Genomic DNA, 26,168 nt, shown 5'->3' on the forward strand with positions numbered 1-26,168 from the left:
AAAATAGTTTTAGGCATTATTCTATCCCTGCTCATTTTGTTATGTTTGACGCTTGCGTTCGTACAGACCGATTGGGGACAAAACTGGCTTGCCCGGAAAGTTACTGACCGCCTCTCTAAAGATCTTCAAAGCCGCGTCCACATTGATCATGTGCGCATTGGCTTCTTCAATAGAATGAACCTGAAAGGGGTGCTGGTGGAAGACCAGAATAAAGACACCCTCCTCTATGCTGGCACCGTTCAAGTTAATATTACCGACTGGTTTTTCTTAAAAGAACAGGCTGACTTAAAATACATAGGCCTGGAAAATGCTGTTATCAAACTGCAGCGGACCGATTCTGTATGGAACTACCAGTTCCTGGATAAATATATGGCCGGAGGCGGCGGAGGCACCCAAAAGAAGGCTGGTATTGAATTCAACCTTAAGCAAGTGGAGATGTACAACGTCTCCATTGTGCAGAAAGATGCATGGGTGGGGCAGGATTTCTATATAAAGCTGGGAGCGCTAAACCTAGATGCCAATACCATTAGCATTACCCGTAAACTGGTGGATGCCAACCAGCTGACGCTTGATCAACCCTATTTTCATCAATACCTGTATAAGGGACGTAAGCCAAAGTCCACCGCTATAGCTGTTACCGATGAGGGAAAGACTGTAGTGCGAGATACTTCTCTCCAATGGAACCCGGATAACTGGAATATGCTGGTAAAGTCCATTTCTATAAAGAATGGTACCTATCGCAATGACCGCGACTCGCTTACGCCAAGCTGGTCTTATTTCGATGGCGAACACCTGAACTTTGGAGCCATTACCGGTACAATAAATGATTTTCGCTTTGTTAAGGACACATTGCGTGCTACCGCGAATCTATCAACAAAAGAGCGTAGTGGCTTCACCGTTGAACGTTTACAGGCCAACCTGCGTTTTCACCCGCAGCTGATGGAGTTCAACGATCTCTTTATAAAAACAAACCGCAGTGTAATAGGCGATTACTTCGCCATGAAGTTCTCTGACATTGGCGACATGAACGATTTTATTCATGCCGTAACCATGAACGCCAACTTTAAGAACGCCTCAGTGGCCTCCGATGATATAGCCTATTTTGCTCCACAAGTTAAAGATTGGAACAAAATTTTTCAGTTAGATGGTAAGGCCAAAGGAACGGTAGATGCTTTGAGCGGTGAACATGTAAACATACGTGCGGGCTTCAGTACTGCCCTTCAGGGGGACTTTAGCCTGGTGGGCCTTCCGAATATCTATGAAACCTTGATCACGGTAAAAGCTGATGAATTACGCACAAACTATGCGGATGCAGTAACGTTTATCCCTGCTTTACGCGATATCCGCGCGCCTGATCTTAGCAAGTTGGGTGCCATCCGTTTTCAAGGTACTTATACCGGCTTTATCAACGACTTTGTAACCTACGGTACTATCCAAACAGCCTTGGGAACAGTTGTTTCCGATCTGAATATGAAATTACCACAGGGTAGTACACCACCAGTGTACTCCGGTAGCCTAAATACCAGTGGTTTTCAATTAGGCCAGTTCCTGCATAATACTGACTTGGGTATCGTTGCTTTTAAAGGCGATGTAAAAGGAAAGGGCTTTGACTGGAAGACACTAGACATGACCGTAAACGGAACGGTCAATAAAATACAAGTACAGGATTACACGTATCAAAATATTACAGCTAAAGGCAGACTTTTCAAACAAACGTTTTCCGGAGACTTTGCCATTAATGATCCAAATGCGCAGGCAAAAGGAAATGGAATGATTGATTTTAGTACTTCTGTTCCTTCCTTCAACCTGAAAGCTGATGTAACAAAAGCCAACCTGAAGGCCTTAGGCTTGGCCAATGAAGAATTGGAACTAAGCGGTCGTTTTGATGTGGATATGTCGGGAAAAGATATAGGCAGCCTGTTAGGAAAAGCCAACATTAGTGAAGCTACCTTGCTGCATAATGGCCAGCGTTTATCTTTCGACTCCTTATATATATCATCTACCTATGCCGATGGCAACCGTACACTGCGGGCGCGCTCCAATGAACTTGATGCTGTAATTGAAGGTAAGTTCGACCTGGAGACCTTGCCCGATGCCTTCATGCTTTTCTTAAACCGTTATTATCCTGCCTATATTAAGAAGCCGAAAAAAGTGCTGCCCAATCAGGATTTTACGTTTAAGATTGAAACAGGAGTGATAGAGGATTATATAAAACTCTTTGACAAGCGACTGAGTGGTTTTAATAATAGTAAGGTAGAAGGATCGCTGAATGTAGCCAGCAACTTGTTTAAACTGGATGCTACGGTCCCAGTGTTTAGTTATGATCATTATAGTTTTTCTGACGTGGTGTTAAATGGGGATGGAGATCTAGACCGATTATCACTTAACGGATCGGTTACCAATGCGATAATCAATGACAGTCTAATTTTTCCGCAGACCTCATTCACCATCAATGCCCGTAATGATATTTCAGATATTGTAATTAATACCACAGCCAATCAAACCATTAATAAAGCTGATGTATCTGCACAGGTACGCACGTTTGCCGATGGGGTGTTAGTATCCTTTAATCCATCCAGCTTTGTTATAAATGGTAAAACCTGGAATATAGAACAGGGTGGGGAGCTAGACCTCCGGAGTAATTCAGTGGTTCAAGGCACATTGGTGCTGCACGAAACGAATCAGGAAATACGTATCACTACGCTGCCTTCCGATGTGGGCAGCTGGAATGATATTCATGTAACCCTGCAGAATATCAATTTGGGGGATATCACGCCATTCTTTGTAAAGAGTAACCGCATTGAGGGCCTGTTGTCGGGCGATGTCACCATTGAAGATCCACAAGATCGCTTTAATATTATTGCAGACATTAAAACGGATCAGCTACGTGTTGATAATGACTCAATAGGGAAGGTAGAGGCTGATATGTTCTACAACAACAAAACCGGTTTGCTTACTGGAAAGGGTAATAACCTGGATCCTGATCACCAGATCCAGTTTGATATGGCCTTAGACTTTAAAGATTCTGCTCAACAGCATCGGGATCGTATTTCTGTTTTACCTATAAACTATCCAGTAAAGATCTTGGAGCGTTTTGTGGGCGGATTGTTCTCTGACTTGCAAGGGTATGTTACAGGCCGCCTGGATATTGTAGGAGAGGGGGATAACCGTAAATATGTTGGTAAGGCTCAATTAAAGGATGCTGGCTTGAAGGTGGACTTCACGCAGGTATTTTATAAGATTGACGATACGGAAATAGAGCTGAAGGAAGACCTTATTGATTTAGGGGTTCTAAGACTCCGAGACCGTGATGGAAAAACCGCTACAGTAAAGGGAACCCTAGCTCATAAGAACTTCCAGAATATGGAGTTTGATATTGAAGCAGAAGTGGATGGGCGTCCGATGGAGTTGCTCAATACTACCTATAAAGATAATCAGCAGTTTTACGGTCGTGCTAAAGGTACAGGCTTCTTTAAGCTATGGGGGCCGCAGGACGACATGAACATGTATATAGAAGCAAGGCCTTCTACTACAGATAGCTCCTACATTACCATACCACCTTCTAAATCGCGTGAAAGTGGTCAGGCAGATTTTATGGTGGAAAGAAAGTATGGTAAGGAAATGACAGAGAAGGAACTTTCAGGCTCGTCTTCTAATATTACTTACGAAGTAAATCTTACTGCTAACCCATGGGTAAATGTAGAGGTAATATTGGATGAACTAACGGGTGATATCATCAAGGGGCGTGGTACAGGGGAGCTGAACATTAAAGCTGGTACATCGGAGCCACTTTCTATCCGCGGGCGTTATGATATACAGGACGGGAATTATTTGTTTACGTTTCAATCCTTCTTTAAAAAGCCCTTTGTTTTACGCCCTGGCTCTAATAACTATATTGAGTGGACAGGAGATCCTTATAAGGCGCAAATCCGGTTTGATGCGGTGTATCAAGCTGATAATGTGAGCTTTACACCGTTGGCAAATAGTCTTTCCTTATCTGATCGATATCAAAACTTCCGTGGTGATGTAAATGTAATCACACAATTGAGCGGCGATCTGTTCCGCCCTTCGTTTTCTTTTAAAATAGAAGTGCCTGAAAATAGCCCGGCTGCTAATGAACCTTCTTTACTGTTTGGTCTTCAACAGATTGAACGAAATCCCAACGAAATCAATAAGCAGGTTACTTACCTGATCGTATTTAACTCTTTTGCGCCCTATGAAAACAGCGCCGGTGGCTATAAGCCGCTGAATGAATTTGCTTATAGCACATTGTCGGGTCTGCTCTTTGGTGGCGTAAACCGTTTATTAAACCAGCAGCTTTCTAAATTATTAGGTAACAATGATGTGAGCTTCAATTTTACGGGCTCTTTGTATAATCCCGATCTGTTAAACCAGGATAAGGGCTTAAATCTGCAGGCTAATGCTGGTGTAAGTATTGGGGTGCCGTTGAATGACCGCATTCAGGTTACGTTTGGGGGAACATTCAATATCCCGATCAGTGAATATGGACAATCTAACCTAAACCAGCAGTTCCGCCTTTTCCCGGATGTAAACGTGAATATGCTGCTTAACCAGTCTGGTTCTATCAGGGCTACTTTTTTCTATAACCAATCACCCTCTTTATTCCCAGGTTCAGGTCCCGCGGGTGATCCTGACCGACGTGCCGGTGCAAAGGTTTCGTATCGAAAAGAGTTTAATTCGCTAAGCGAGTTTCTGTTTGGCAAAAAGAAGGGAACACCAAAGGCTAAGGTTAAAGATTCAACCAGTAAAGCCTCCGATTCTACAACTGTTATAAATGGTCAATAAGTCATTGATACTGAAACAGAAGACATAAAGAGAAAGGCATCCCTCGGGATGCCTTTCTCTTTTATTGATAAAATATGATATTTCGAATTTCCTATTTAAGAGGATAAATCCTTACTTCAAAATCTCGTGTCCCAGTTTGTCACGCTTCGTTTCCAGGTAGCGTTCGTTGTGTGGATTGGGATCAATTTTCAAAGGCACTTGGTCTACGATTTCAAGGCCATATCCAATAAGACCCACGCGTTTTTTGGGGTTATTAGAGATCAGGCGAAGCTTGTGGATATTCAAATAACGCAGGATCTGGGCGCCTACACCATAGTCACGTTGGTCCATCTGGAATCCTAAGTGCAGATTGGCTTCTACGGTATCCATACCTTCTTCCTGAAGACGATAGGCTTTTAATTTATTCAGAAGGCCAATTCCTCTACCTTCCTGGTTCATATATAATATAACGCCCTTGCCTTCTTGCTCTACTAGTTGCATGGCTTTATGAAGCTGCTCACCGCAGTCGCAACGTAAAGAACCAAGGATGTCGCCGGTAAAGCAGGAAGAGTGAACTCTAACCATTACAGGCTCGTCTTCTTTCCAGTCGCCTTTGATAAGCGCCAGGTGCTCATTGCTGGTATTCTTTTCCTGGAAGGCAATCAATTTAAAGTGACCGTATTGTGTTGGCATATCTACCCGCACGATCTCTTCAATCAGGGAATCTCTTTTTAAGCGGTACTCGATCAGGTCTTTAATGGAAATGATCTTAAAGTCAAACTTTTCAGCTACTTCCAAAAGTTGGGGTAGGCGGGCCATAGTGCCATCCTCATTTAAGATCTCTACCAATACACCCGCTGGTTCAAAGCCGGCTAATCGTGCCAGGTCAGTAGTTGCCTCTGTATGGCCGGCCCTTCTCAGTACACCACCTTTTTTAGCGCGTAAAGGGAAAATATGGCCAGGTTTACCTAAATCTTCTGGATTGGTATTGGGGTCAATCAAAGCCTGGATGGTTTTGGCGCGGTCATGAGCAGAAATACCAGTAGTACATCCATGGCCTAAAAGGTCTACCGAAACGGTAAAAGCGGTTTCATGTAAGGCTGTATTATTATTGACCATGAGTTCCAGGCCTAGTTCATTACAGCGCTCTTCCAGCATAGGTACACAAATAAGTCCACGGCCATGCTTGCTCATGAAATTGATTACTTCAGGGGTGGCATTACGGGCTGCTGTAATAAAATCGCCCTCATTTTCACGGTCTTCATCATCAACAACTATGACAATCTTTCCGTTTTTTATGTCTTCAATCGCACTCTCAATTGTATTAAGCATACGGAATATTTGCGCAAAGGTAGGGTAGTTAAAAATGAATAATACGTTTAAACTAGTCAAATGAGCGTCACATCTGGCTAATCCGCGATCAATAAATAACAGAATGTTAATATTTGGTGCAATCTCTGCCATAAATAATCCCTTTCTTTGCAGCGCAAAAATTTAAACACTTTTTATGCTTAAGAGATTATTGCTTCTGCTAACATTAGCCTTTTTAACAGGGCCGGTGTTATTTGCGCAGGTAACCACCAGTAGTATGGGTGGTACTCTAAAAGATGGTGATGGTGCTGTACTTTCTGGTGCTACTATTGTTGCCGTACACACGCCATCCGGTACCCGTTATACTACGGTAACCCAGGCTTCTGGACAATTTACTATCAACAACATGAGGGTTGGTGGTCCTTACCAAGTTACTGCAAGCTATGTGGGCTTACAGTCTCAAACGTACAATGACATCTATCTTCAGTTAGGTCAAACATTCCTTCTGGATGCTGCACTGCCTAAAAACAGTCAAACTCTTGAGAATGTGGTGGTTACAACTTCCGGCAGACGTAATGGTATTATGAATGCTAACCGTACAGGTTCTGTAACTAACATTGGCGCTCAACAGATTAACCGTCTTCCATCTATTACTAGAAGCTTGAACGATTTCACTCGTTTAACTCCTCAAGCTAATGGTAATGCGATTGGAGGTGGTAACTCTCGCCAGAACTTTATTACTGTGGATGGTTCTGCTTTCAACAATACTTTCGGTATTGGTTCTAACCTGCCTGCTAATGGTAGCCCAATTTCGTTGGATGCGATTGAAGAAATCTCTGTAAACGTTACGCCGTATGACATTCGTCAAAGCGGTTTTATTGGTTCTTCTATAAATTCAGTTACCCGCTCTGGTACAAACCAGTTCAATGGCTCTGTTTACACTTACTTCCGTAATCAGAATCAACAAGGTAACAAAGCTGGTAAAACTGAGTTCCCAGTTCAACGCATGGACTTCAAACAATATGGTGCTCGTGTAGGTGGTCCAATCATCAAGAACAAATTGTTCTTTTTCTTAAACTTTGAAACGGAGAAAACAATTCAGCCTGGTCAGCAGCGTTTTGCCGCTACTGCAACTTCTGGTGCTGGTTCTTATGGTAGCAATTCTAACATTGCTCGTCCATTGGCTACAGAACTTGACGCCATTTCCGATTATTTAAAAACGAAATATGGTTATGATCCTGGTCCTTACCAAGGTTATGATTTTGAGTCTGATCGTACTAAGATCTTAGGACGTATTGACTGGAACATTACTGACAAGCATCATTTGAACTTCCGCTACAACCAGGTAGAAGGTAAAAGCCCTTCATTTGTAAGTACGTCTTCATCTAGTGCAGGTCCTAACTTTTCAACCGGCTTTGGTCGTACTGATATAAACGCGTTGCATTTTAGTAATTCTAACTATTTCCAGGAGAATAACTTCTATTCTTACCAGGTGGAGTTGAGTTCTAAATTCACAAACCGTTTATCTAATATCTTACGTGCTTCTTATAATAATCAAGATGAGCCACGTAGTTCAAACAGTACTATTTTCCCATTCGTAGATATCTTAAAAGATGGTTCTCCTTTCACTTCATTTGGATATGAGCCATTTTCTCTGGGTAACCTGCGTGAAGTAAAAACGATATCTGCTGTAGATAACGTAACACTGAACTTAGGTAAACACAACCTATTAGGTGGTTTGGAAGCTGAATTCAGCAAAACCAGAAATGGTTTCCAACCTTTAGGACAGTCTTACTATCGTTTTGCTTCTTGGAATGATTTCGTGAGTGGTGCAAAACCAATAAACTTTGCCCAAACTTTCTCTTTTGAGCCAGGTTATGAGCAAGCGTTCCCAACCTTTAAGTTTGCACAATACTCAGCCTATGCTCAGGATGAGATCACAATGAATCCTAAATTCCGTTTAACCTTAGGTTTACGTGCTGAACTGAATTCATACCCTGATGTAGCTGAAGTAAGAACCAACCCATTGGTAGCTGCACAAACATTTGCCGGTGGAGTAAAAGTTAACACTGGTGAATTGCCTGATCCAAAAGTTATGCTTTCTCCTCGTGTAGGTTTTAACTATGATGTATACGGCAACCGTACCTTACAAGTTCGTGGTGGTACAGGTATCTTCACTGGTCGCGTACCATTTGTATGGATCGTAGGTCAGTCTGGTAACTCTGGTATGTTGCAATTAAACCAACAATATTCAGGAGCTTCAGTACCGGGTGCATTCAATCCAAACATTGGAGCTTACCGCCCAGATGTAGTTCCTAAGCCTGGTACATTGATACCAAGTCAGGTTACTACTTTTGATAAAGACTTTACACTTCCTCAACAGTGGAAGACTAGCTTAGCTGTAGATTCTCGTTTGCCTGGTGGTATCATTGGTTCTTTGGAAATGATTTATTCAAAAGACATCAATGTGTTGTACTCCAAAAACGTGAACCTGGTAAATCCTGCTCCGCTTAACGTAGCTGGATACCCAGATAATCGTTTAATTTACCCAGACGCAAACAACCAGAAGTTCATTAATAACATCACTTCTAGTGGCGTTCCACAAGCTGGCGCAACAGGAGCTTATAATGTTATTGTTACAAGTAATGAGAATAAAGGTTACTATGCTTCTGCAACAATTAGATTGGAAAAGCAATTTAACCGTGCTTTCTTCGCTTCAGTAGCGTATACACATACACAAGCCGGCAACCTATATGATGGTAATGGTGATCAGCCTTACAATACTTGGAGCTTGATCAATTCAGTAAACGGTGCTAACATTCCTACATTAGATGTTGCTAGCTATACTGTTCCTAACCGTATTATTGCTTCTTTCTCTTATCGTAAGGAGTATCTGAAACACTTAGGTACAACCGTTTCATTGTTCTATGAAGGAGCTCACCAGGGTCGCTTCTCATATCTTTACAACAGTGACCTGAATCGTGATGGTTCAAACAATGATCTGCTTTACATTCCACGTAATGCATCCGAGATTACGTTTGTACCTCTTACTATCGGTTCTGGTGCTTCTGCTAAAACCTATACAGCTCAAGAACAATCAGACTTATTCTTTAAGTATATCGAACAAGATGATTACCTGAAAAGCCGTAAAGGTCAATACGCTGAACGTAATGGTGCATTACTGCCTTGGCGTAACCAGTTTGATGTTAAAATCCTGCAAGATGTATTCACTAACCTAGGTGGTAAAAAGAATACTATTCAGCTTAGCTTGGATATCTTCAACGCTGCTAACTTGTTGAATAGCCGTTGGGGCCAGACTCAAACTACTAACGCTGCGTCTTTGTTGACGGTTACCAATACTTCATCACTGACTCCAGGTGGTACTACAAAACCAACTTTCCGTTTGGCTGTAGATCGTAACAATCCTGTAACAGAAACGTTCCGCGATAACGCAAACCTTTCTTCTACTTATTACATGCAGTTTGGTATCCGTTATATCTTTAACTAATAGGATATAATTCCAAACTTCTAATAAAAAAGGCTGTCTTTAGACAGCCTTTTTTATTTATTAACTAATGAGGTAAAAATGAATACTATCGGATATAAAATGCTTAGCAACTTTCTGCTGGCGAAGAAGTAGGGAAACGCGAAGCTTTATTCCCCCATCCCCATTCAAGAAATGCCGGCAGGGCCCTTGCCCATGTTTCCACATCGTGCCGTCCATCTTCATAATTGATATAGTGAATATCTTTATCGGTATAGCCCTTCTTTTTCAATTCTTCTATTAGACCTAGCGTATCATCTATTGAATCAATGATCCCATTATTATTCCGATCGGCTGTTTCATCTTGTGAGCCCGTTGTGAAATAGAAGCGCTGACCTGCATGGTACTTACCCATGCGAACCTGTTGATGCATAATGCGATCTGTATCTTCATTATACCCTTGGTCCAGATCTTTAGACCGCCACCAAAGTGATCCAGAAAACACTCCAGCAATTGAAAATAGTTGCGGATAATTCCAAACCATATCTATTGCGGCTAAGCCGCCTAACGAAAAACCTGCATAGGCCATATCCAGATTCCCTTGCAAGTGATAGGTTTCTTTTAAAAGTGGTAATAATTCAAACAGCACAAATTGCGCATGTAATTCAGCCTTAGCACCTCTTTGCATAAAGTCTAATACTTTGGCGGTGCCATATTCCATTCGGCGGTCTTCTCCTGCATGGATACCTATACAAAAAAGAGGATGAATGACGCCATTGATAAGCAACTCATTTAATAAAGGAGCAAATGGCATTTTGGGCAGATCCTGCCCGTCGTTGATTAACAATAACGACAACTTATCATTAGGTGAAAAAGTTGTAGGCCGGTATATATCAATAGTCACATCCCTTTGCAAAAACTGGGAAGGCACGGTTATTTGTTCTACTACCAACGCCGCTAATTCTTTACACTGCATATACTCAAAAATACTATTTCCCAATAAGGCAAAATGTGAAAGATGAGTAGGGGCGCAGGTTGTAATAAGCAATAGTTAGTAGCTGTAGGTTCAGGTAAACGCTGAAAAGATCTAAAATGGGTATTCAGCTTTTAGAATAAAAAAAGGGAGTAAAAGAACGCTTTACTCCCTTTAAAAAATTAGTTATAGCTATCTATTTAGCATCTAAGGCTCTAGTATCAAATACATTCGGGTTTTTTCTGCCAAAATAGAATCCAAGGGAAAGGCCTAAAGCGCGATGCTTGGCATCTGGGCCAAAATCATTGTTATTCACACTGCCAAGTCCATGATCATAATGCCCAAATATGAAAAAGCCGCCTTGGCTTTCATAACCAAATTGAAGTATCGCATTTGTAGTAATTGGGCTATAGTACTCCGAGCCGAATTTCATTTGCCGGCTTTCCGTTTTGCCATCTTTGAATATCAAGTCCTCTTTGCCTTTCACTACAACATCAACACCGGGCCCAAAACGTACAAACAAGTGTGATGGTTCTTTGGATAGGTCTATCTGAAAGAGAGGGGCAATATTTATAGTATGAAAGGTCAGGTCGTTGTTGACTACATTGTAGCCAGGAATCACTGCTGAATCTGTCAGCTGCACTTTAAAGCCCCGTAGATTATACGAAATGGTAGGGGCGAAAAAGAGCTGGTTATCGAAAGGAACTTTCATAGAAATGGCGAATTGGGCACCAACCTTGCCTTCTGTTGATTGTTTTTTATCGCGTACTTTATAGGATGCCGTTGTCGATTGAACACCACCTGAAAGACCAATCTTGTTTTGAGAAAATCCAGGAAGACAATAAAGTATACCAAATGTGATTAAGGGTAAAATCTTATTCATAGCTACCGATTACCTAATAAATATATAGGTTAGAATTTGTTTTTTTTAGTCAATTGAGAATTAAATTCTTTGGATCCCCTTTAGGAATCGAAAGCGTTTGCCAGTTATTATTTAAGAGCCATTTGCCAAGGAAAACGATTTGGCCAATATGATAACTATAGTGTCCCAGTTGGCGATTAATCGCATCAACTACTGTTAATGACTCTGTGCGTATGGCTATTTTCTGTGTAAGTTGATCTGTCGTTAAAGATGCCAGCGTATCTAATACTAATTGCCAGGCTTCTTCCCACATAAGTAAAAGTCTTTCCCTGGAAAGATCATGTCGTTCAAACTCCTCATCTCTGTTGCGCCAGAGTTTTTCCCCATCCTCTGTTAAAAAGTTGGTCCACCTACTCAACATATTGCCATGTAAATGTTGAATGATCATGGCAATGTTGTTAGATGCTTCATTAGGCTGCCAATTCAATTGTTCTTCATCTAATTGAGCAAAGGTTTTATCACCCAGAGCTTTACACTCTTTGAAGCGCTTTATACAACTGTCTAAATAATCTTGTTCAATCATAAAGAGTTAGTCAGGCTTAAAAACCTTCTGCAGCATCATCACCACGACTATCCGCTACGGCTTCAAATTTACCATCATTTCTGACTTTAATAACCTCTGTTCGACCAATGGCTCCTCGTTCATTGAGTTTATACCCCATTTTTTGTAAGGCTTCTCTCACAGGATAAGGAAAGCCTTTTTCAATCTCTATCTGGTCAGGCAACCACTGATGATGGAATTTCGGTTTGTTTACGGCATCTTCTGTACTCAATCCAAAATCAATCACATTTACAATTGTTTGAAACACAGAAGTAGGTATGGTAGTTCCACCGGGGGTACCTACTACTAAAAACGGTTTACCATCTTTCAAAACAAGTGTTGGTGTCATTGAGCTGAGCATCCGTTTGCCGGGAGCTATGGCGTTTGCTTCACCACCTACCGCACCATACATATTGGGTACACCTGGCTTTACACTGAAATCATCCATTTCGTCATTTAGTAAGAAGCCTGCACCACCTACTACAGTTTTACTGCCATATGAATCATTTAAAGTAGTAGTTATAGAAACAGCGTTACCTTCTGCATCTATCACACTAAGATGTGTCGTTTCTTCGCTTTCTTTAGCAGGTATTTCTCCAGGTTGTACTGCTTCACTGCTACCCGCTTTATCGGGCATATAATCCTGCATTCTATTTTTCAGGTAAGACTCACTAACAAGTGTTGAAACAGGTACTTTAAAATAGTCTGCATCTCCCATAAAACGAGCTCTGTCAGCATAGGCCCTGCGCTCCACTTCAGTCATTAATTGTACGGCTTGTGGAGACAGAAAACCATACGATGCCAATGGCTTTTCTTCAAGCATTTTCAACATTTGGTTTATTAGCACCCCTCCACTACTGGGCATTGGCATAGATACAATGGTGTAGCCCTTATAGTTAAACTGGTGTGGTGTACGCCATTTTGCTTTGTAGTTCTTAAGATCGGCATAATCAATTATACCACCGCCACGTTTCATTTCATCCACAATCAGGCGAGCTGTCTCTCCTTCATAAAAGCCAGCCGCACCATTATCTCTTATGCGCTTTAAGGTATTCGCTAGATCTTTTTGAATCAGCGTGTCTCCCGTAACCCATGGAGCTGTTTTCTGAAATGCTGTTGTGGTAGTATTATATTTCCGGAGTTCTTCCTGCAAGCTGTTTAGCGAACGGGCCTCTCTTTCCGAAATAACAAATCCTTTCTCTGCTAAATCAATCGCAGGCTGGATCAGCTTTTTCAGTGGCAACTTGGCATATTTTAAACTCTCCACTAAACCCGCAATGGTGCCTGGAACACCACTGGATAAATGTCCTTTTACGCTTTTATTGGGGATCACATTGCCTTGTGGGTCTAAGTACATGTCTCGATGGGCTGACGCAGGCGCCATTTCTCTGTAATCCAGACTTACGGTTGAGCCATCTGCCAGCCGGGCTACCAAAAAACCGCCACCGCCAATATTACCGGCTGCAGGGTATACAACAGCCAAAGCAAGCTGAGTAGCAATTGCTGCGTCTATGGCATTCCCTCCTTGTTTCATGATCATAATACCTACTTTACTGGCCAAAGGGTGTGCAGAGGCTACGGCTCCCTTTTCTGCTTCTACCTTTTTATTGATCGTGTATTGATAAGGGTTAACATGACCAAGACTGCTTTTTTTAGGAGACGTACAAGCTGTAATTATAGATCCGGTGAGGAAAATGATAGATGCAACTCGCATATGATTATTTGATTGGGCGTCAAGTTAATGAATCGGTTTTGTATTACCATTAATCATATTTGTAGGAAGGCCTATGTTAAATACAGACTTATTTTGGTAATTTCAGCAAGAGCTAACTCCAATCTCCCCACGAAGGACTTCCGAACCCCGATTTTTTAAATTTAAAAACGGTTTATGAAGTCTATCTACTCAACTTTTTCCCGCCTGTTTATGCTGCTTTTTCTGGTTTTGGGCGTAAGTAGTATTTACGCACAACATGCAAGAATAAGCGGACAAGTAAAGGATCCATCAGGAGCGCCATTGCAAGGTGCTACTGTTCAACTAAAAGGTACCAAAATTGGTACGGTATCCGATGTCAATGGGGCCTATACACTTTCTGCAGCCCCTGGAAAATATACCCTTACTACTTCTTTTGTAGGTTTTTCTACACAGGAAATTGAAATTACCCTTGGTCAGAACGGCTTAACGCAGGATGTAGCATTGGTCAACACCGGGGACTTAAGTACGGTAACCGTTGTGGGATCCCGCAATGTTTCACGAACACGGATAGAAACGCCTGTGCCTGTTGACGTTATTCCGATTGCGCAAGTGGTAAATGATGTGGGACAGGTGGACTTGAACCAGATCATCAATTTTGTGGCGCCTTCTTTCCAGTCGGCCAGGCAAACCATTGCCGATGGTACGGACCATGTGGATCCGGGTCAATTAAGAGGCTTAGGACCCGATCAGGTATTAGTTTTAATAAATGGCAAGCGTCGCCATCAATCGGCTTTGGTAAATGTAAATGGTACGGTGAATCGCGGAACTGTTGGTACCGACATGAGCGCCATTCCAGCCACAGCCATTGAAAGGATCGAGATTTTGCGAGATGGAGCATCTGCGCAATATGGCTCAGATGCCATCGCCGGTGTGATAAATATCGTGCTGAAGAAAAGAACAGGTCTGTTGGAGGCAAATGCTAGTTACGGAATGTATAGTACCAGCTATGACAAAAACTTTCCTCTTTATAAATTAACCAACAAAGCCGACGATCCTTCCGTTCATGTGACGGATGGTGAAACCTTTCAAGGATCGCTTGGCTATGGATTCTCCTTAGGTAAAGGATATTTAAATATTACCGGCGAGTATATACGGCGAGAGCCAACTAATAGGACCGGCACCTATACAGGACCTGTATATCCAAACGTCAATGGTGTAAACAAGGATGATTCCATTATGGCAGCCCGGGGGCTGAACCGGGATTTTTTTGATATGCGTATCGGCAACTCTAAAATGAATGCCGGTGGCGCCTTTTACAATTTTGCCTATCCGGTGAGTGGTAAAACCGAGATCTATTTATTTGGAGGATATACCCGAAAAGATGGTACTGGGGCGGGCTTTTACCGGTATCCAAGTGGCATACCTACCAATGCTACTATATATGCTAGCCAAGCCTTTGCCCTATATCCAAATGGATTTTTGCCACGTATCAATTCTGAAATTACTGATTTCTCTACAGCTGTTGGAGTGCGTACCAAGCTAGGGCAATGGAACATGGATATCAGTAATACTTTTGGTCTTAACCGCTTTAATTTTATAATTGACAATTCAGTAAACTATACACAGTTTGCCATACCAGGCAATAAACAAACAAAGTTTGATGCCGGTGGTCTTAAATTCTGGCAGAACACTGCAAATCTTGATCTGTCAAAGAAATACGATGTGTTAGCTGGGCTGAATGTGGCTGCAGGGCTGGAATACCGCATAGACGCCTTTGGGATCAACAGTGGGGAAGAGGCTTCCTATAAAAATTATGATGTGAGTTCCAAAGCAGTAGCTGGCGCACAGGTGTTTGCTGGCTTTGTCAATTCAATAGGGGATGACAAAACAAGAAACGCAAAAGCTGTTTATTTAGATTTAGAGCAGGATTTTACCAATAAATTTCTGCTTACGGGTGCCTTGCGGTTTGAGGACTATAGCGATTTTGGTTCTACATTGAATTACAAATTAGCAGCCCGTTATAAATTCAGTGAGCAGTTTAATTTGCGGGCTTCTACTAGTTCTGGCTTTAGAGCGCCTTCTATGCAACAGCGGTTCTATGCCAAAACCAACACGCTGTTTGTGTCACAGGGAGGAACATTAGTGCCTGTTGAGAGTGGAACATTTACTAATGAAAGTGAAGCTGCCAAAATTCTAGGTATTCCTGAACTAAAGGAAGAAACAAGTCAGAACTATTCAGTTGGCTTAACCACACGGCCATTTACCGGATTCGAGCTAACGGTTGATGCATACCAGATCAATATTGATAACCGCATTGTGCTTACCAACAATTTCACAGGTGGTAACGATCCATTATTGCAAGCGGAATTGGATAAAGCAGGGGCGGGTGCTGCAAATTTCTTTACCAATGCCATAGACACTCGATCCAAAGGTTTAGAAGCAGTACTGACCTATAATACCAGCATTGCTAGAAAACATGCGTTGCGTACTGTTTTTGCGGCTACATTTATTGATAATGAAGTCAAAAAAGGACCAGATGGGAAACCCATTATACATGCAACCGACATCCTGATCAATAGCGGCCAAATAGGTAATTATTTCAACCGGGAAGATCAAAGCCGTATTGAGGTGGCCAATCCTAAAAATAAATTTAGCCTCATGTTTAATTACAAATACAATAAGTTGGGCGCTATGTTACGGTTTGTTCGTTTTGGCAAAGTGGAATATTTGGATCCTACAATTAACCCAGATAGCGCACATAAGTTTCCTATTAATGCATTTACAGGGCAACGAGAAACCTTAGACCAGACGTTTTCAGAAAAAACAGTCACCGACCTTTCTTTATCTTACGACATTACCAGCTATTTAGGTTTTACAATTGGTGCTAATAACCTGTTTAATGTCTACCAGGATAAACATACGCATTCTGGTAATGTTAGCCTGGGTCGGTTTATATATAGCCGAAGAGTACAGCAAATGGGTTTTAATGGTGCTTATTATTTTGCCAGGTTGCGACTTTCATTACCGACCAAGTAAACCCTGTTCTGTGAATTATTTGAACACTGCAAATTAATATCTTTACGTACATCGGTAAACGGTATTGTTTTACTTTCATATACTAATGAACTGTTGCTATGTAGTCGATTAACCTAAACCTTCTGATGGCAACGACCCTGTTTCTTAGCTTGCTAAGAACAGGGTTTTTTATTGTTGTGATTTGTTCGTTGCTTAAATTGCTCTTTTAATTAACTCGTATGCATAGAAAGCTCTCCGTATTACTTTCTCTTACCCTCTTTATTTTTAAGATAAGCTTTGGGCAACTGCAGACACCGGAACAATTTCTTGGATATAAGATTGGTACCCGTTATACACCTCATTGGCGTATAGTTGAATACTATAAACATGTAGCTGCCACTGTTCCGAATATGGTCAAGCTGCAATCATATGGACAAACAAACGAAGGTCGTCCTTTGTTAGTGGTATTCGTATCATCAGCCACTAACATCAATAACCTGGAAGCCATTCGTACAAATAACCTGGCTTTGGCGCAAGAAACGGGCACATCAGGAAATGTTGCAAATGCACCCGCTATAGTGTGGTTAAGTTATAACGTACATGGTAACGAAGCCTCTTCATCAGAAGCGGGAATGCTTACATTGTATTCGTTAGTAGACCCCGCAAATACAAAGACCAAACAATGGCTACAGAACACCTTGGTGATTATGGATCCCTGTTTAAATCCAGATGGCCGAGACCGTTATGTAAACTGGTTTAACTCAGTTGTTGGAAAACAAAACAATCCTTCGTTAGAAGCAAGAGAGCATCGGGAGCCATGGCCAGGCGGTAGAAGTAACCATTATAATTTTGATCTGAATCGCGATTGGGCCTGGCAAACACAGGTGGAATCACAGCAGCGTCTTAAACTGTTTAATCAATGGCTGCCTGAAGTACATGTTGATTTCCATGAGCAAGGCGTAAACCAGCCTTATTACTTTGCGCCCGCCGCCCAACCATATCACGAAGTGATTACAACTTGGCAGCGCGATTTTCAACGTGCTATTGGTACAAACCACGCCCGTTATTTTGATGAGAATGGATGGTTATACTTTACAAAGGAAGTGTTTGATTTACTTTATCCTTCTTATGGAGATACCTATCCTACCTATAATGGCTCCATTGGTATGACGTATGAGCAGGGTGGAGGTCCAGCTGGCGGCTTGGCAGCGATTACGGATGAAGGTGATACCTTAACCTTGATGGATAGAGCTACCCATCATTATACCACCGGGTTAAGCACAATAGAAGTAGCTTCAAAAAATGCTACTAAACTGGTAGATGAATTTCAAACGTTTTACCGCAATGCGGCTAATAATGGTATAGGCGAATACAAGTCTTATGTAATCAAATACTCGCAAAAAGACGAGCAACGGATTAATTCGTTATTACAATTGCTTTCTAAAAATGATATTCGTTTTACCAAAGGGCGCTCTGGCAACGCCAAAGGTTTTAACTATGACACGGGTAAAGAAGAGAACTTTTCTATAACCGCAGATGATATCGTTATTCCGGGCGCTCAGCCCAAGGGTACCATGGTAAAAGTGTTGTTTGAACCGCAAACACAGGTAGTGGACTCTGTAACCTATGATATTACGGCATGGGCCCTACCATATGTGTATGGTGTAAAAACATATGCTAGTCGTCAATCTATTTCAAATGCAGGAAACCCGACCAGCACTTATACTCCTGCTACTATAAACAATCCGTCAGCAAGCACATACGGCTATGTTATTCCTTGGATAGGAATGCAAAGTGTAAAACTGGTTGGTCAATTGCTTCAAAAAGGAATTAAACTTCGATACAGCGAACAACCGTTTAAAGTAGGTGGTCAGCAATTTGATAGAGGTGCTATCATTGTACTTCGCACAAGCAATCAAAGCCGTCCCGATTTGTGGAATGACGTGCGGAAGCTGGCTAATGAAAACGGTGTAACGTTGGCTTCTATAAGCGGCGGTTTCGTAGAAGCAGGCTTTGATTTAGGTAGTTCAAAAGTGCATCCAATGAAAGCACGCCGCATAGCTGTTTTAACGGGTGAAGGCATTAGCTCATTAGGGGCCGGGGAAGTATGGAACTACTTTGATAATGTGATAAACTATCCGGTAACGCTAATCAACGTTGCTGATTTTGGCAGAGTCAATTGGAGCCGTTACGACCTGGTTGTAATGCCTGATGGTAATTATCGTTTTTTAAGTGATAAAGCAATGACAGACCAGTTTAGAAGCTGGATCAGTAATGGGGGAAATGTAATAGCGCTGGAAGGTGCTGTAGGACAGTTAGCTAAATTAGATTGGACCATCAAATCCAAGAAGCCCGAAGAGAGCGAGTCCAAGAATATCTATGAGTCGTTACGTAAATATGAGAACAGGGAGCGTGATTATATCCCTACTATTACCCCAGGCTCTATTTATAGAGTAGAGCTGGATAATACTCATCCGTTGGGCTTTGGTTTTTCAAACTACTACTATACTTTAAAGCAAGACGATGCGATTTACGACTTTATCAAAGAAGGTGGCTGGAATGTTGGCGTTATCAAAAAAGAAAAGCAAGTAGCTGGTTTTGTGGGCTCGAAGCTCACCAACCGCTTACAGGATGGCTTACTTTTCGGTACGCAGGATATTGGCAATGGTTCCATTACTTATTTAGCCGATAACGTACTGTTCCGCAGTTTTTGGGAAAACGGTAAGTTGATGTTTAGTAATGCTGTTTTCTTAGTTGGACAATAAAAAAATGGTAATAATGATAACGGGTGAAGTTTTTCTTCACCCTTTTTATTTTATTTGATGCTGGAAGACAATAAAAGAAAGGCATGAAAAGACTTTTTACTCTTTTACTCGGCGTGGTTTCGCTACAAAGCATCGCGCAAACTTCTCCTACATCAGCAGACATATATGCAGGTTTACGGAAGCTGAACGTATTGGGCAGTGTTTTATATATAGCAGCACACCCCGACGATGAAAATACCCGGTTGCTTACCTATTTCTCTAAAGATCGGCTATACCGTACCGGTTATTTATCTTTAACTCGTGGTGATGGAGGACAGAATCTGATTGGTGACGAGCAAGGCGTAGACTTAGGACTGATTCGTACACAGGAATTATTGGCAGCCCGGAAAATTGATGGTGCCGAACAATTTTTCACACGTGCTTACGATTTTGGCTTCTCAAAGAATCCAGAAGAAACGTTCACCAAATGGGATAAAGACAAGATCTTATCCGATGTGGTTTGGGTGATCCGCCAATTTCAACCTGATGTTATTATTACTCGTTTTCCTACAACTGGAGAAGGTGGGCATGGACATCATACGGCTTCTGCGATCCTGGCAAACGAAGCTTTTACAGCAGCTGCTGATCCTAAACGATTTCCTGAACAACTTAAATGGGTACAACCTTGGCAGGCAAAGCGTATACTTTGGAATACGTTCAATTTCGGTAGTGGAAATACACAAAGTGAAGACCAGTTCAAGTTTGATGTAGGCGGCTTTAACCCGATTATTGGTAAAAGCTATGGCGAGATTGCAGCTGAAAGCAGAAGCCAACACAAAAGCCAGGGTTTTGGAGCAGCACGAACAAGGGGAGAGGCCATGGAATATTTTAAACCCACGGGTGGAACCGCGGTATCAACCGATTTATTTGAGGATGTAACTACATCGTGGCAACGCATAAAAGGCGGAGGAGGGGTGCAGCAAATCGTTCAGTCTGCACTAGCGTCGTTTGACTTTATGCAACCACAAAAATCAATACCTCAGTTAATACAAGTATATAAGGCGCTTGAAAAATTACCTGCATCTTATTGGAGATCGCAGAAGCTAAAAGAAACACAACAGTTAATAGTAGATGCAAGTGGTTTATGGCTAGAAACAGTTACTAATACTCAGTTTGCTGTACAAAATGATAGCTTACGTTTTACCACCACTTTAAATAATCGCTTAGGGTCAACAGTGGAATTGACATCCCTAACTGTTAACGCATTTGATACGGTTTTAAATTCAGAGCTCTCTAAGAATAAAAATGTGGTCATAAATAAAACCATGTTTATTCCTGCTTCAATAAAAGTTACACAGCCTTACTGGCTGCGCGACAAGATGCAAGAGGGTTATTTTACAGTAAATGAGCAGGAGTTAATAGGAAAGCCGGATATTGAACCCGCATTTACAGCAACGTATAATCTTGTTATTGATGGACTACCATTGGCCATTACAAAGCCGGTACGTTATAAGTATACGGATCCTGTGAAAGGTGAATTATATCAACCTGTAACAGTAGTACCTGCTGTAAGTATTCATACGCAACCGCCACTGGTTTTATTTAAAAAGGGTGAAGAGGAAAGTAAGCAGGTTACTGTTGAAGTAGGGGCCAACAAAAACATACAATATAAATCGGCCAATATCTTATTGCGTACCAGTACAGATGCTATTAACATTAAAGATGGTAGTGCTGCAATAGCAAAGGGAACTGCTCGTCCGGTGGATGTTTCCATTAAGCCAACTGTTGTGCCTGCATCAAGTGAAGAAGATTTTGCACTGCCATTTGTTACGCTTGACAATGATACTTCTAGCTATTATTTAGGGTTGTCTACTATACGGTATGATCATATACCCAATATCAGTCGCTTCTATACAGATGCCATAAAGTTGGTAAAGCTGGATTTGAAAACAAAAGGGAAACGCATAGGTTACATCGTAGGTGCTGGAGACCATGTACCAGAAGCCTTGGAAGAAATGGGATATGAAGTAGTGCTTTTAACTAATAAAGAATTGGCCCGTAATAATCTAAAACAATATGATGCTATTATAGCAGGTGTTAGAGCGTACAACACAAATGACTGGCTGAATAAGCATTATGACAAACTCATGAAGTATGTGGAAGAAGGCGGTAACCTGATTGCTCAATACAATACAAGTAATCAAATAGGCCCAGTAAGAGCTAAGATCGGGCCTTATAATTTTAATATCAGTCGTAATCGTATAACCGATGAAAATGCGGTAGTGAATTTTGTAAACCCAGGCCACCAGGTGCTGAATTTCCCTAATAAGATTACAAGCAAAGATTTTAATGGCTGGGTGCAGGAGCGAAGTATCTATCACGCAACTGACGTAGACAAAAATTTTGAGACTGTAATTAGTATGAGTGACCCTGGCGAACAGGCGGATGCCAATAGCCTGATCATTGCAAAATACGGTAAAGGCTATTTTACATACACAGGGTTAGTGTTTTTCAGGCAGTTACCAGCAGGAGTGCCGGGTGCCTATCGCTTGTTGGCTAATCTTATTGCCCTAAATCAGAAAAAGGAAATTTAATGCAGCAACAGCCGGATCAGAAACGTGGAAATATTGCTTTTGCATTTGTCATACTATTAGGATTAGCAATAGGTTTTCTTATAAAAAGGGTGCATGTAGGTTTATTGATAGGATTAGCAATAGGGTTACTGGCATCGGGATTATTGCGTAAACGTTGATCATGGAAAATAATAACAATAAAGTTCCGCTCTTTCGAACCTGGACGCAGTGGTATGTATTTGTCATTGTGTTCCTGGTTGCGTTGATCGTATTCTTCCATTTTTTTACTAACTACTTTTCATGAGCAATATCGATTGGCTAGTTATTATTGTTACACTGGCAGGTATCATATTATACGGCTTATATAAAAGTCGCACTTCTAAAAATCTGGAAGGTTATTTCTTATCAAACCGTAGCCTGCCCTGGTACCTGGTGCTGCTAAGCATTATGGGTACACAAGCCAGCGCTATTACCTTCCTGTCGGGACCAGGACAAGCGTATGCCGATGGGATGCGTTTCGTGCAATATTATTTTGGCTTGCCATTGGCAATGGTAGTCATCTGTATCACCTTCGTTCCACTTTTTAATAAACTGAAGGTCTTCACGGCCTATGAGTTTTTAGAAAAACGGTTCGATTCAAAAACCCGTTCGCTAACTTCTTTTCTTTTTCTTTTGCAACGAGGTGTTTCAACGGGTATTAGCATCTATGCGCCTTCCATCATTTTATCATCTCTCTTTGGTTGGGATATATTTTGGACAAATATCCTCATGGGGGGCTTATTAATTATTTATACAGTAGCAGGCGGCTCAAAAGCCGTAGCTTATACACAGCAAATTCAATTGGTCATCATTTTTGCCGCCATGTTCATGGCCGGGTACATGGTGGTAAAGCTCTTGCCAGATAATATTGGTTTTACAGATGCCTTACATATTGGGGGTAAACTAGGAAAGCTAAATGTAATTACATCGGGTACTACAGAAAAGGGCTTTGACTGGAATGATCGGTACAATATCTGGAGCGGTGTAATTGGTGGCTTTTTCCTGGCGTTATCTTATTTCGGTACCGACCAATCGCAGGTAGGGCGCTTCTTAACAGCACAGAATAACACGGAAAGCCGCTTAGGTTTGTTGATGAATGGGCTGATAAAGATCCCGATGCAGTTTTTTATTTTATTAATCGGTGTGTTGGTTTTTGCCTTTTACCAGTTTCAGGCTACGCCGCTGTCTTTCAATTCTAGTTTGGTTCAGGATGCAAATAACTCAATATATAAGGGTACTGTACAAGAATTGCAACATCAGTACGATTCTATAAACGGTCAAAAACAGCAAGTGGCTTTGCAATTTGCTGCAGCTGTTAAAGCTGATCAGCCTGAAGCCGAAGAACGCTATAGTAAGGAGTTAAAAACATTGAACACTGAAGCTGAAAAGTATAGGGCTCAATTCAAACAAATCAGTCGTAACGTTAGTTCTAAGGATACAAATGATACAAACTATGTGTTTCTTTCCTTTGTAAAAGAGTATTTACCCGTTGGACTGAAAGGGTTATTAATTGCTATTATCTTTTTAGCGGCATGGGGGTCTATTGCTGCGGCATTGAATTCTCTGGCAGCTAGCACCTTTATTGACTTTCATAAGCGATTTTCAAAGGAGGTAGATAGTACGGCTGAATACCGCATGTCTAAATGGTACACGTTAGGGTGGGGCTTATTTTGCATTCTTGTAGCGCAGTTTGCCAACCAACTGGGACAGAGCTTGATTGAAGCCGTAAACGTTTTGGGATCATTGTTCTACGGTGTAATATTAGGTATCTTTTTAGTAGCCTTTTATTTAAAGCGTATTTCGGGAACCGCAGTATTCTGGTCGGCAGTTATTGCAGAAGTGCTTGTTATTACTTTGTTCTTCAACGAAAAGATTGCTGGGCTTTCTTTCTTGCCCGATATAAGCTTCCTGTGGATGAATGTAATTGGCGCCTTTGCCGTCATTCTTTTAAGTTTGACCATACAAGGTTTTGTCAAGAAAGAAACCAGTGAACCGGCCTATCAATTTTAAAGTATGCTAGATCTTTCCCCTCATAGCCAGTATGAACAACGCAAGCAGCAGCATGTTCAAATCTTACAAGCATTAAAGCATAAGCAAAACGTTTTAGGGTGGACACGTTTGGCTACTATTATCATCGCTGCTATAATAGCCTACTTCACATTTTCAGGTTTTGGAGTCTTAGGCTGGCTGGTGGTTGTTATTGCTATTGCGGCCTTTCTAGCTATTGTCAGCATTGATACTTCTAATAACACGGCTATTGCTTACACCAATCATCTTATTGAGATCAATAAAGATGAGCTGCATGTTTTGCAACATAACTACCAACACCTTTACGATGGTAGTGGCTTTCAGCCAGATGAACACCCATACGCAGCTGATATTGACCTGTTTGGCAAGTCCTCCATCTACCAACTAATAAACAGGGCGCAAACAGAGCAGGGGAGAGCGCTTTTGGCTGACAATTTAATTAATCAGCTACCTATAAAAATGGTAAACGAGCGTCAGGCTGCCATTCAAGAATTAGCGCCTCTGTTAGAGTGGCGTCAGCGCTTTCAGGCAACAGCCAAACGCACACCTGTAACACAGACCATTCAAAAAAAGATTAGCAGTTGGCTTGACCAGGACGAAGCTGTTTTTACCAGTCATAGCTGGCGCTTTATTCTTCCTGTTTATTCGATTATTACTATAGCTACAGCTATCGGCGCAATAATGGATTATATACCAGCTCCTGTCTTCTCTTTTTTATTTCTGGTATACTTCATTACTGGTACACTGATAAGCCGGAAAGTAATGAAGGCTTATTTACAACTATCGGGTATTGTACAATCTGTAGATACAATATCAGATTTGGTGAAGTGCATAGAGGAGAAGCGCTTCACATCTTCTTTATTAACTGGATTACAGCAAGGCATTCAGACCAATCAACAAAAGGCATATATACAAATTAAAGAACTAAAAGACATATTAAATCGATTTGATCTCCGGTTGAATGTCTTTGTCTTTATGGTGTTGAATAGTTTCCTTCTTTGGGATGTTCGTCAAATGCGGGCTTTGAATAAATGGAAAGAAAATAGTAAAACAGTCCTACCCAAAGCTTTCACAGCCATCGCCGAGTTTGAAGTGGTCAACAGCTTAGCTACCTTGCATTTCAACCAGCCACAATGGGCGCTTCCTATTTTCGAGGACTACTTTACCCTGCAAGGTAAAGCCATTGGGCATCCTTTACTGGCAGCTTCTAAGCGTGTAACCAGCGATTTTCAATTAAACGGTAAAGGAAAGGTAGCATTGATCACCGGTTCTAACATGGCAGGTAAAAGTACCTTTCTCCGTAGTTTAGGAGTAAACCTTGTATTAGCACAAATAGGGGCACCAGTTTGTGCTACCAGCCTTTCATTATCTTCTATGGGTTTAATGAGCAGTATGCGAATTGCGGATAACCTGGCTGAAAATACGTCAACCTTCTACGCCGAGCTGAAAAAACTAGAGTCAATTATAACAGCCGTAAAACAACACCAGCCTATGTTTGTATTGCTGGATGAGATTCTGCGTGGCACTAACTCGCTCGATCGGCATATAGGATCAAAAGCACTGATCCGGCAATTGATCAAAGAGCAGGCCGTTGCTATCATAGCCACGCATGATATTGAGCTTACTAACCTGCAGGAAGAATTCAGCAATGCTATTGAAAACTACCACTTTGATGTGCAGGTAGAGAATAACGAATTATACTTTGATTATAAGTTAAAGCATGGCGTTTGCCATAGCTTGAATGCTTCCCTGCTAATGAAGAAAATAGGCATCGAGTTATGATGCCTATTTTCTTGTCTGTTTTTCGCTGCTGTCGGATACCGTTTTTATTAAACGAAAATGTAATCTGATACCGTTCCTACCAAAAAAATAGCTTCCTGATAAACAGCGGATTGACTTTAACGTTAAACTTCAGTATCTTGATCCTCAATGGGCAGGAGAAGTTTCGGATCCTATAACGGCTTTGCCGGAATAGTGGTCTGAATATCTCCAATACACTGAATGTGAGGTTTGGGAATGATTAATCGACGTCCCGCCGAAATTGTTTCAGTAAGCGTACA

General features: G+C 41.5%; 13 protein-coding genes. 7 read left to right on the forward strand and 6 right to left on the reverse strand.

Annotated elements, in window-relative coordinates; translation table 11 throughout:
* Positions 1–45: 45 nt before the first annotated feature.
* Positions 46–4,806 (forward strand): translocation/assembly module TamB domain-containing protein, encoded by a 4,761-nt coding sequence (locus SY85_RS22785; protein WP_148661265.1) that lies wholly within the window; start codon positions 46–48, stop codon positions 4,804–4,806.
* Between the two features lie 111 nt (positions 4,807–4,917).
* Here the strand turns inward: SY85_RS22785 and SY85_RS22790 are convergent, their stop codons facing one another.
* Entirely contained in the window at positions 4,918–6,117 is a 1,200-nt protein-coding gene (locus SY85_RS22790) for a bifunctional 3,4-dihydroxy-2-butanone-4-phosphate synthase/GTP cyclohydrolase II (RefSeq protein WP_066410085.1), read from the reverse strand.
* Between the two features lie 175 nt (positions 6,118–6,292).
* On the opposite strand from SY85_RS22790, the gene SY85_RS22795 reads away from it, so the two are divergent.
* A complete protein-coding gene (locus SY85_RS22795; RefSeq protein WP_066408141.1) occupies positions 6,293–9,604 on the forward strand; it encodes a TonB-dependent receptor in 3,312 nt (1,103 codons plus the stop codon).
* A gap of 103 nt (positions 9,605–9,707) precedes the next feature.
* On the opposite strand, the gene SY85_RS22800 is transcribed toward SY85_RS22795, so the two are convergent.
* The 4 genes from SY85_RS22800 to ggt form a co-directional block, all read right to left on the reverse strand.
* The gene (locus SY85_RS22800; protein WP_066408143.1) at positions 9,708–10,556 is read right to left on the reverse strand and encodes an alpha/beta hydrolase; all 849 of its coding nucleotides are present in this window, start codon (positions 10,554–10,556) and stop codon (positions 9,708–9,710) included.
* 193 nt (positions 10,557–10,749) lie between these two features.
* Complete coding sequence (locus SY85_RS22805; RefSeq protein ID WP_066408145.1) at positions 10,750–11,436, reverse strand: porin family protein; 687 nt, start codon at positions 11,434–11,436, stop codon at positions 10,750–10,752.
* A 49-nt stretch (positions 11,437–11,485) separates the two neighbouring features.
* Positions 11,486–11,998 (reverse strand): DUF1572 family protein, encoded by a 513-nt coding sequence (locus tag SY85_RS22810; RefSeq protein WP_066408148.1) that lies wholly within the window; start codon positions 11,996–11,998, stop codon positions 11,486–11,488.
* A gap of 16 nt (positions 11,999–12,014) precedes the next feature.
* Complete coding sequence (gene ggt / locus SY85_RS22815; RefSeq protein ID WP_066408150.1) at positions 12,015–13,730, reverse strand: gamma-glutamyltransferase; 1,716 nt, start codon at positions 13,728–13,730, stop codon at positions 12,015–12,017.
* A gap of 174 nt (positions 13,731–13,904) precedes the next feature.
* Between ggt and SY85_RS22820 the strand changes: the two genes are divergently transcribed.
* The 3 genes from SY85_RS22820 (at position 13,905) to SY85_RS22830 (ending at position 22,062) form a co-directional block, all read left to right on the forward strand.
* Positions 13,905–16,745, forward strand: a complete 2,841-nt coding sequence (locus tag SY85_RS22820) for a TonB-dependent receptor (RefSeq protein ID WP_066408152.1) — start codon at positions 13,905–13,907, stop codon at positions 16,743–16,745.
* Positions 16,746–16,963: 218 nt separating this feature from the next.
* Positions 16,964–19,489, forward strand: coding sequence for a M14 metallopeptidase family protein (locus tag SY85_RS22825; protein WP_066408154.1), 2,526 nt, complete (start codon positions 16,964–16,966; stop codon positions 19,487–19,489).
* Positions 19,490–19,572: 83 nt separating this feature from the next.
* Complete coding sequence (locus SY85_RS22830; protein WP_066408155.1) at positions 19,573–22,062, forward strand: PIG-L family deacetylase; 2,490 nt, start codon at positions 19,573–19,575, stop codon at positions 22,060–22,062.
* Between the two features lie 16 nt (positions 22,063–22,078).
* Here SY85_RS22830 and SY85_RS25740 read toward each other — a convergent pair whose 3' ends face one another.
* A complete protein-coding gene (locus tag SY85_RS25740) occupies positions 22,079–22,321 on the reverse strand; it encodes a hypothetical protein (RefSeq protein ID WP_066408157.1) in 243 nt (80 codons plus the stop codon).
* Between the two features lie 20 nt (positions 22,322–22,341).
* Between SY85_RS25740 and SY85_RS22840 the strand changes: the two genes are divergently transcribed.
* Positions 22,342–24,090 carry a sodium:solute symporter family protein gene (locus SY85_RS22840; protein WP_066408158.1) on the forward strand — a complete coding sequence of 583 codons (1,749 nt, stop codon included), beginning with the start codon at positions 22,342–22,344 and terminating at the stop codon, positions 24,088–24,090.
* A gap of 3 nt (positions 24,091–24,093) precedes the next feature.
* On the forward strand, positions 24,094–25,890 hold the full coding sequence (locus tag SY85_RS22845) for a MutS-related protein (protein ID WP_066408161.1): 1,797 nt from the start codon (positions 24,094–24,096) through the stop codon (positions 25,888–25,890).
* Positions 25,891–26,168 lie beyond the last annotated feature (278 nt).

Source organism: Flavisolibacter tropicus, from assembly GCF_001644645.1.
Classification (GTDB): Bacteria; Bacteroidota; Bacteroidia; order Chitinophagales; family Chitinophagaceae; genus Flavisolibacter; species Flavisolibacter tropicus.

Bases quoted from the DNA above. Each gene is read 5' to 3' on its own strand.
- SY85_RS22820 (WP_066408152.1), top strand. From the start codon at position 13,905: ATGAAGTCTATCTACTCAACTTTTTCCCGCCTGTTTATGCTGCTTTTT.
- SY85_RS22795 (WP_066408141.1), top strand. From the start codon at position 6,293: ATGCTTAAGAGATTATTGCTTCTGCTAACATTAGCCTTTTTAACAGGG.
- SY85_RS22800 (WP_066408143.1), bottom strand. From the start codon at position 10,556: ATGCAGTGTAAAGAATTAGCGGCGTTGGTAGTAGAACAAATAACCGTG.
- SY85_RS25740 (WP_066408157.1), bottom strand. From the start codon at position 22,321: ATGGAAGAATACGATCAACGCAACCAGGAACACAATGACAAATACATA.
- SY85_RS22840 (WP_066408158.1), top strand. From the start codon at position 22,342: ATGAGCAATATCGATTGGCTAGTTATTATTGTTACACTGGCAGGTATC.
- SY85_RS22790 (WP_066410085.1), bottom strand. From the start codon at position 6,117: ATGCTTAATACAATTGAGAGTGCGATTGAAGACATAAAAAACGGAAAG.
- SY85_RS22830 (WP_066408155.1), top strand. From the start codon at position 19,573: ATGAAAAGACTTTTTACTCTTTTACTCGGCGTGGTTTCGCTACAAAGC.
- ggt (WP_066408150.1), bottom strand. From the start codon at position 13,730: ATGCGAGTTGCATCTATCATTTTCCTCACCGGATCTATAATTACAGCT.
- SY85_RS22810 (WP_066408148.1), bottom strand. From the start codon at position 11,998: ATGATTGAACAAGATTATTTAGACAGTTGTATAAAGCGCTTCAAAGAG.
- SY85_RS22805 (WP_066408145.1), bottom strand. From the start codon at position 11,436: ATGAATAAGATTTTACCCTTAATCACATTTGGTATACTTTATTGTCTT.
- SY85_RS22825 (WP_066408154.1), top strand. From the start codon at position 16,964: ATGCATAGAAAGCTCTCCGTATTACTTTCTCTTACCCTCTTTATTTTT.
- SY85_RS22845 (WP_066408161.1), top strand. From the start codon at position 24,094: ATGCTAGATCTTTCCCCTCATAGCCAGTATGAACAACGCAAGCAGCAG.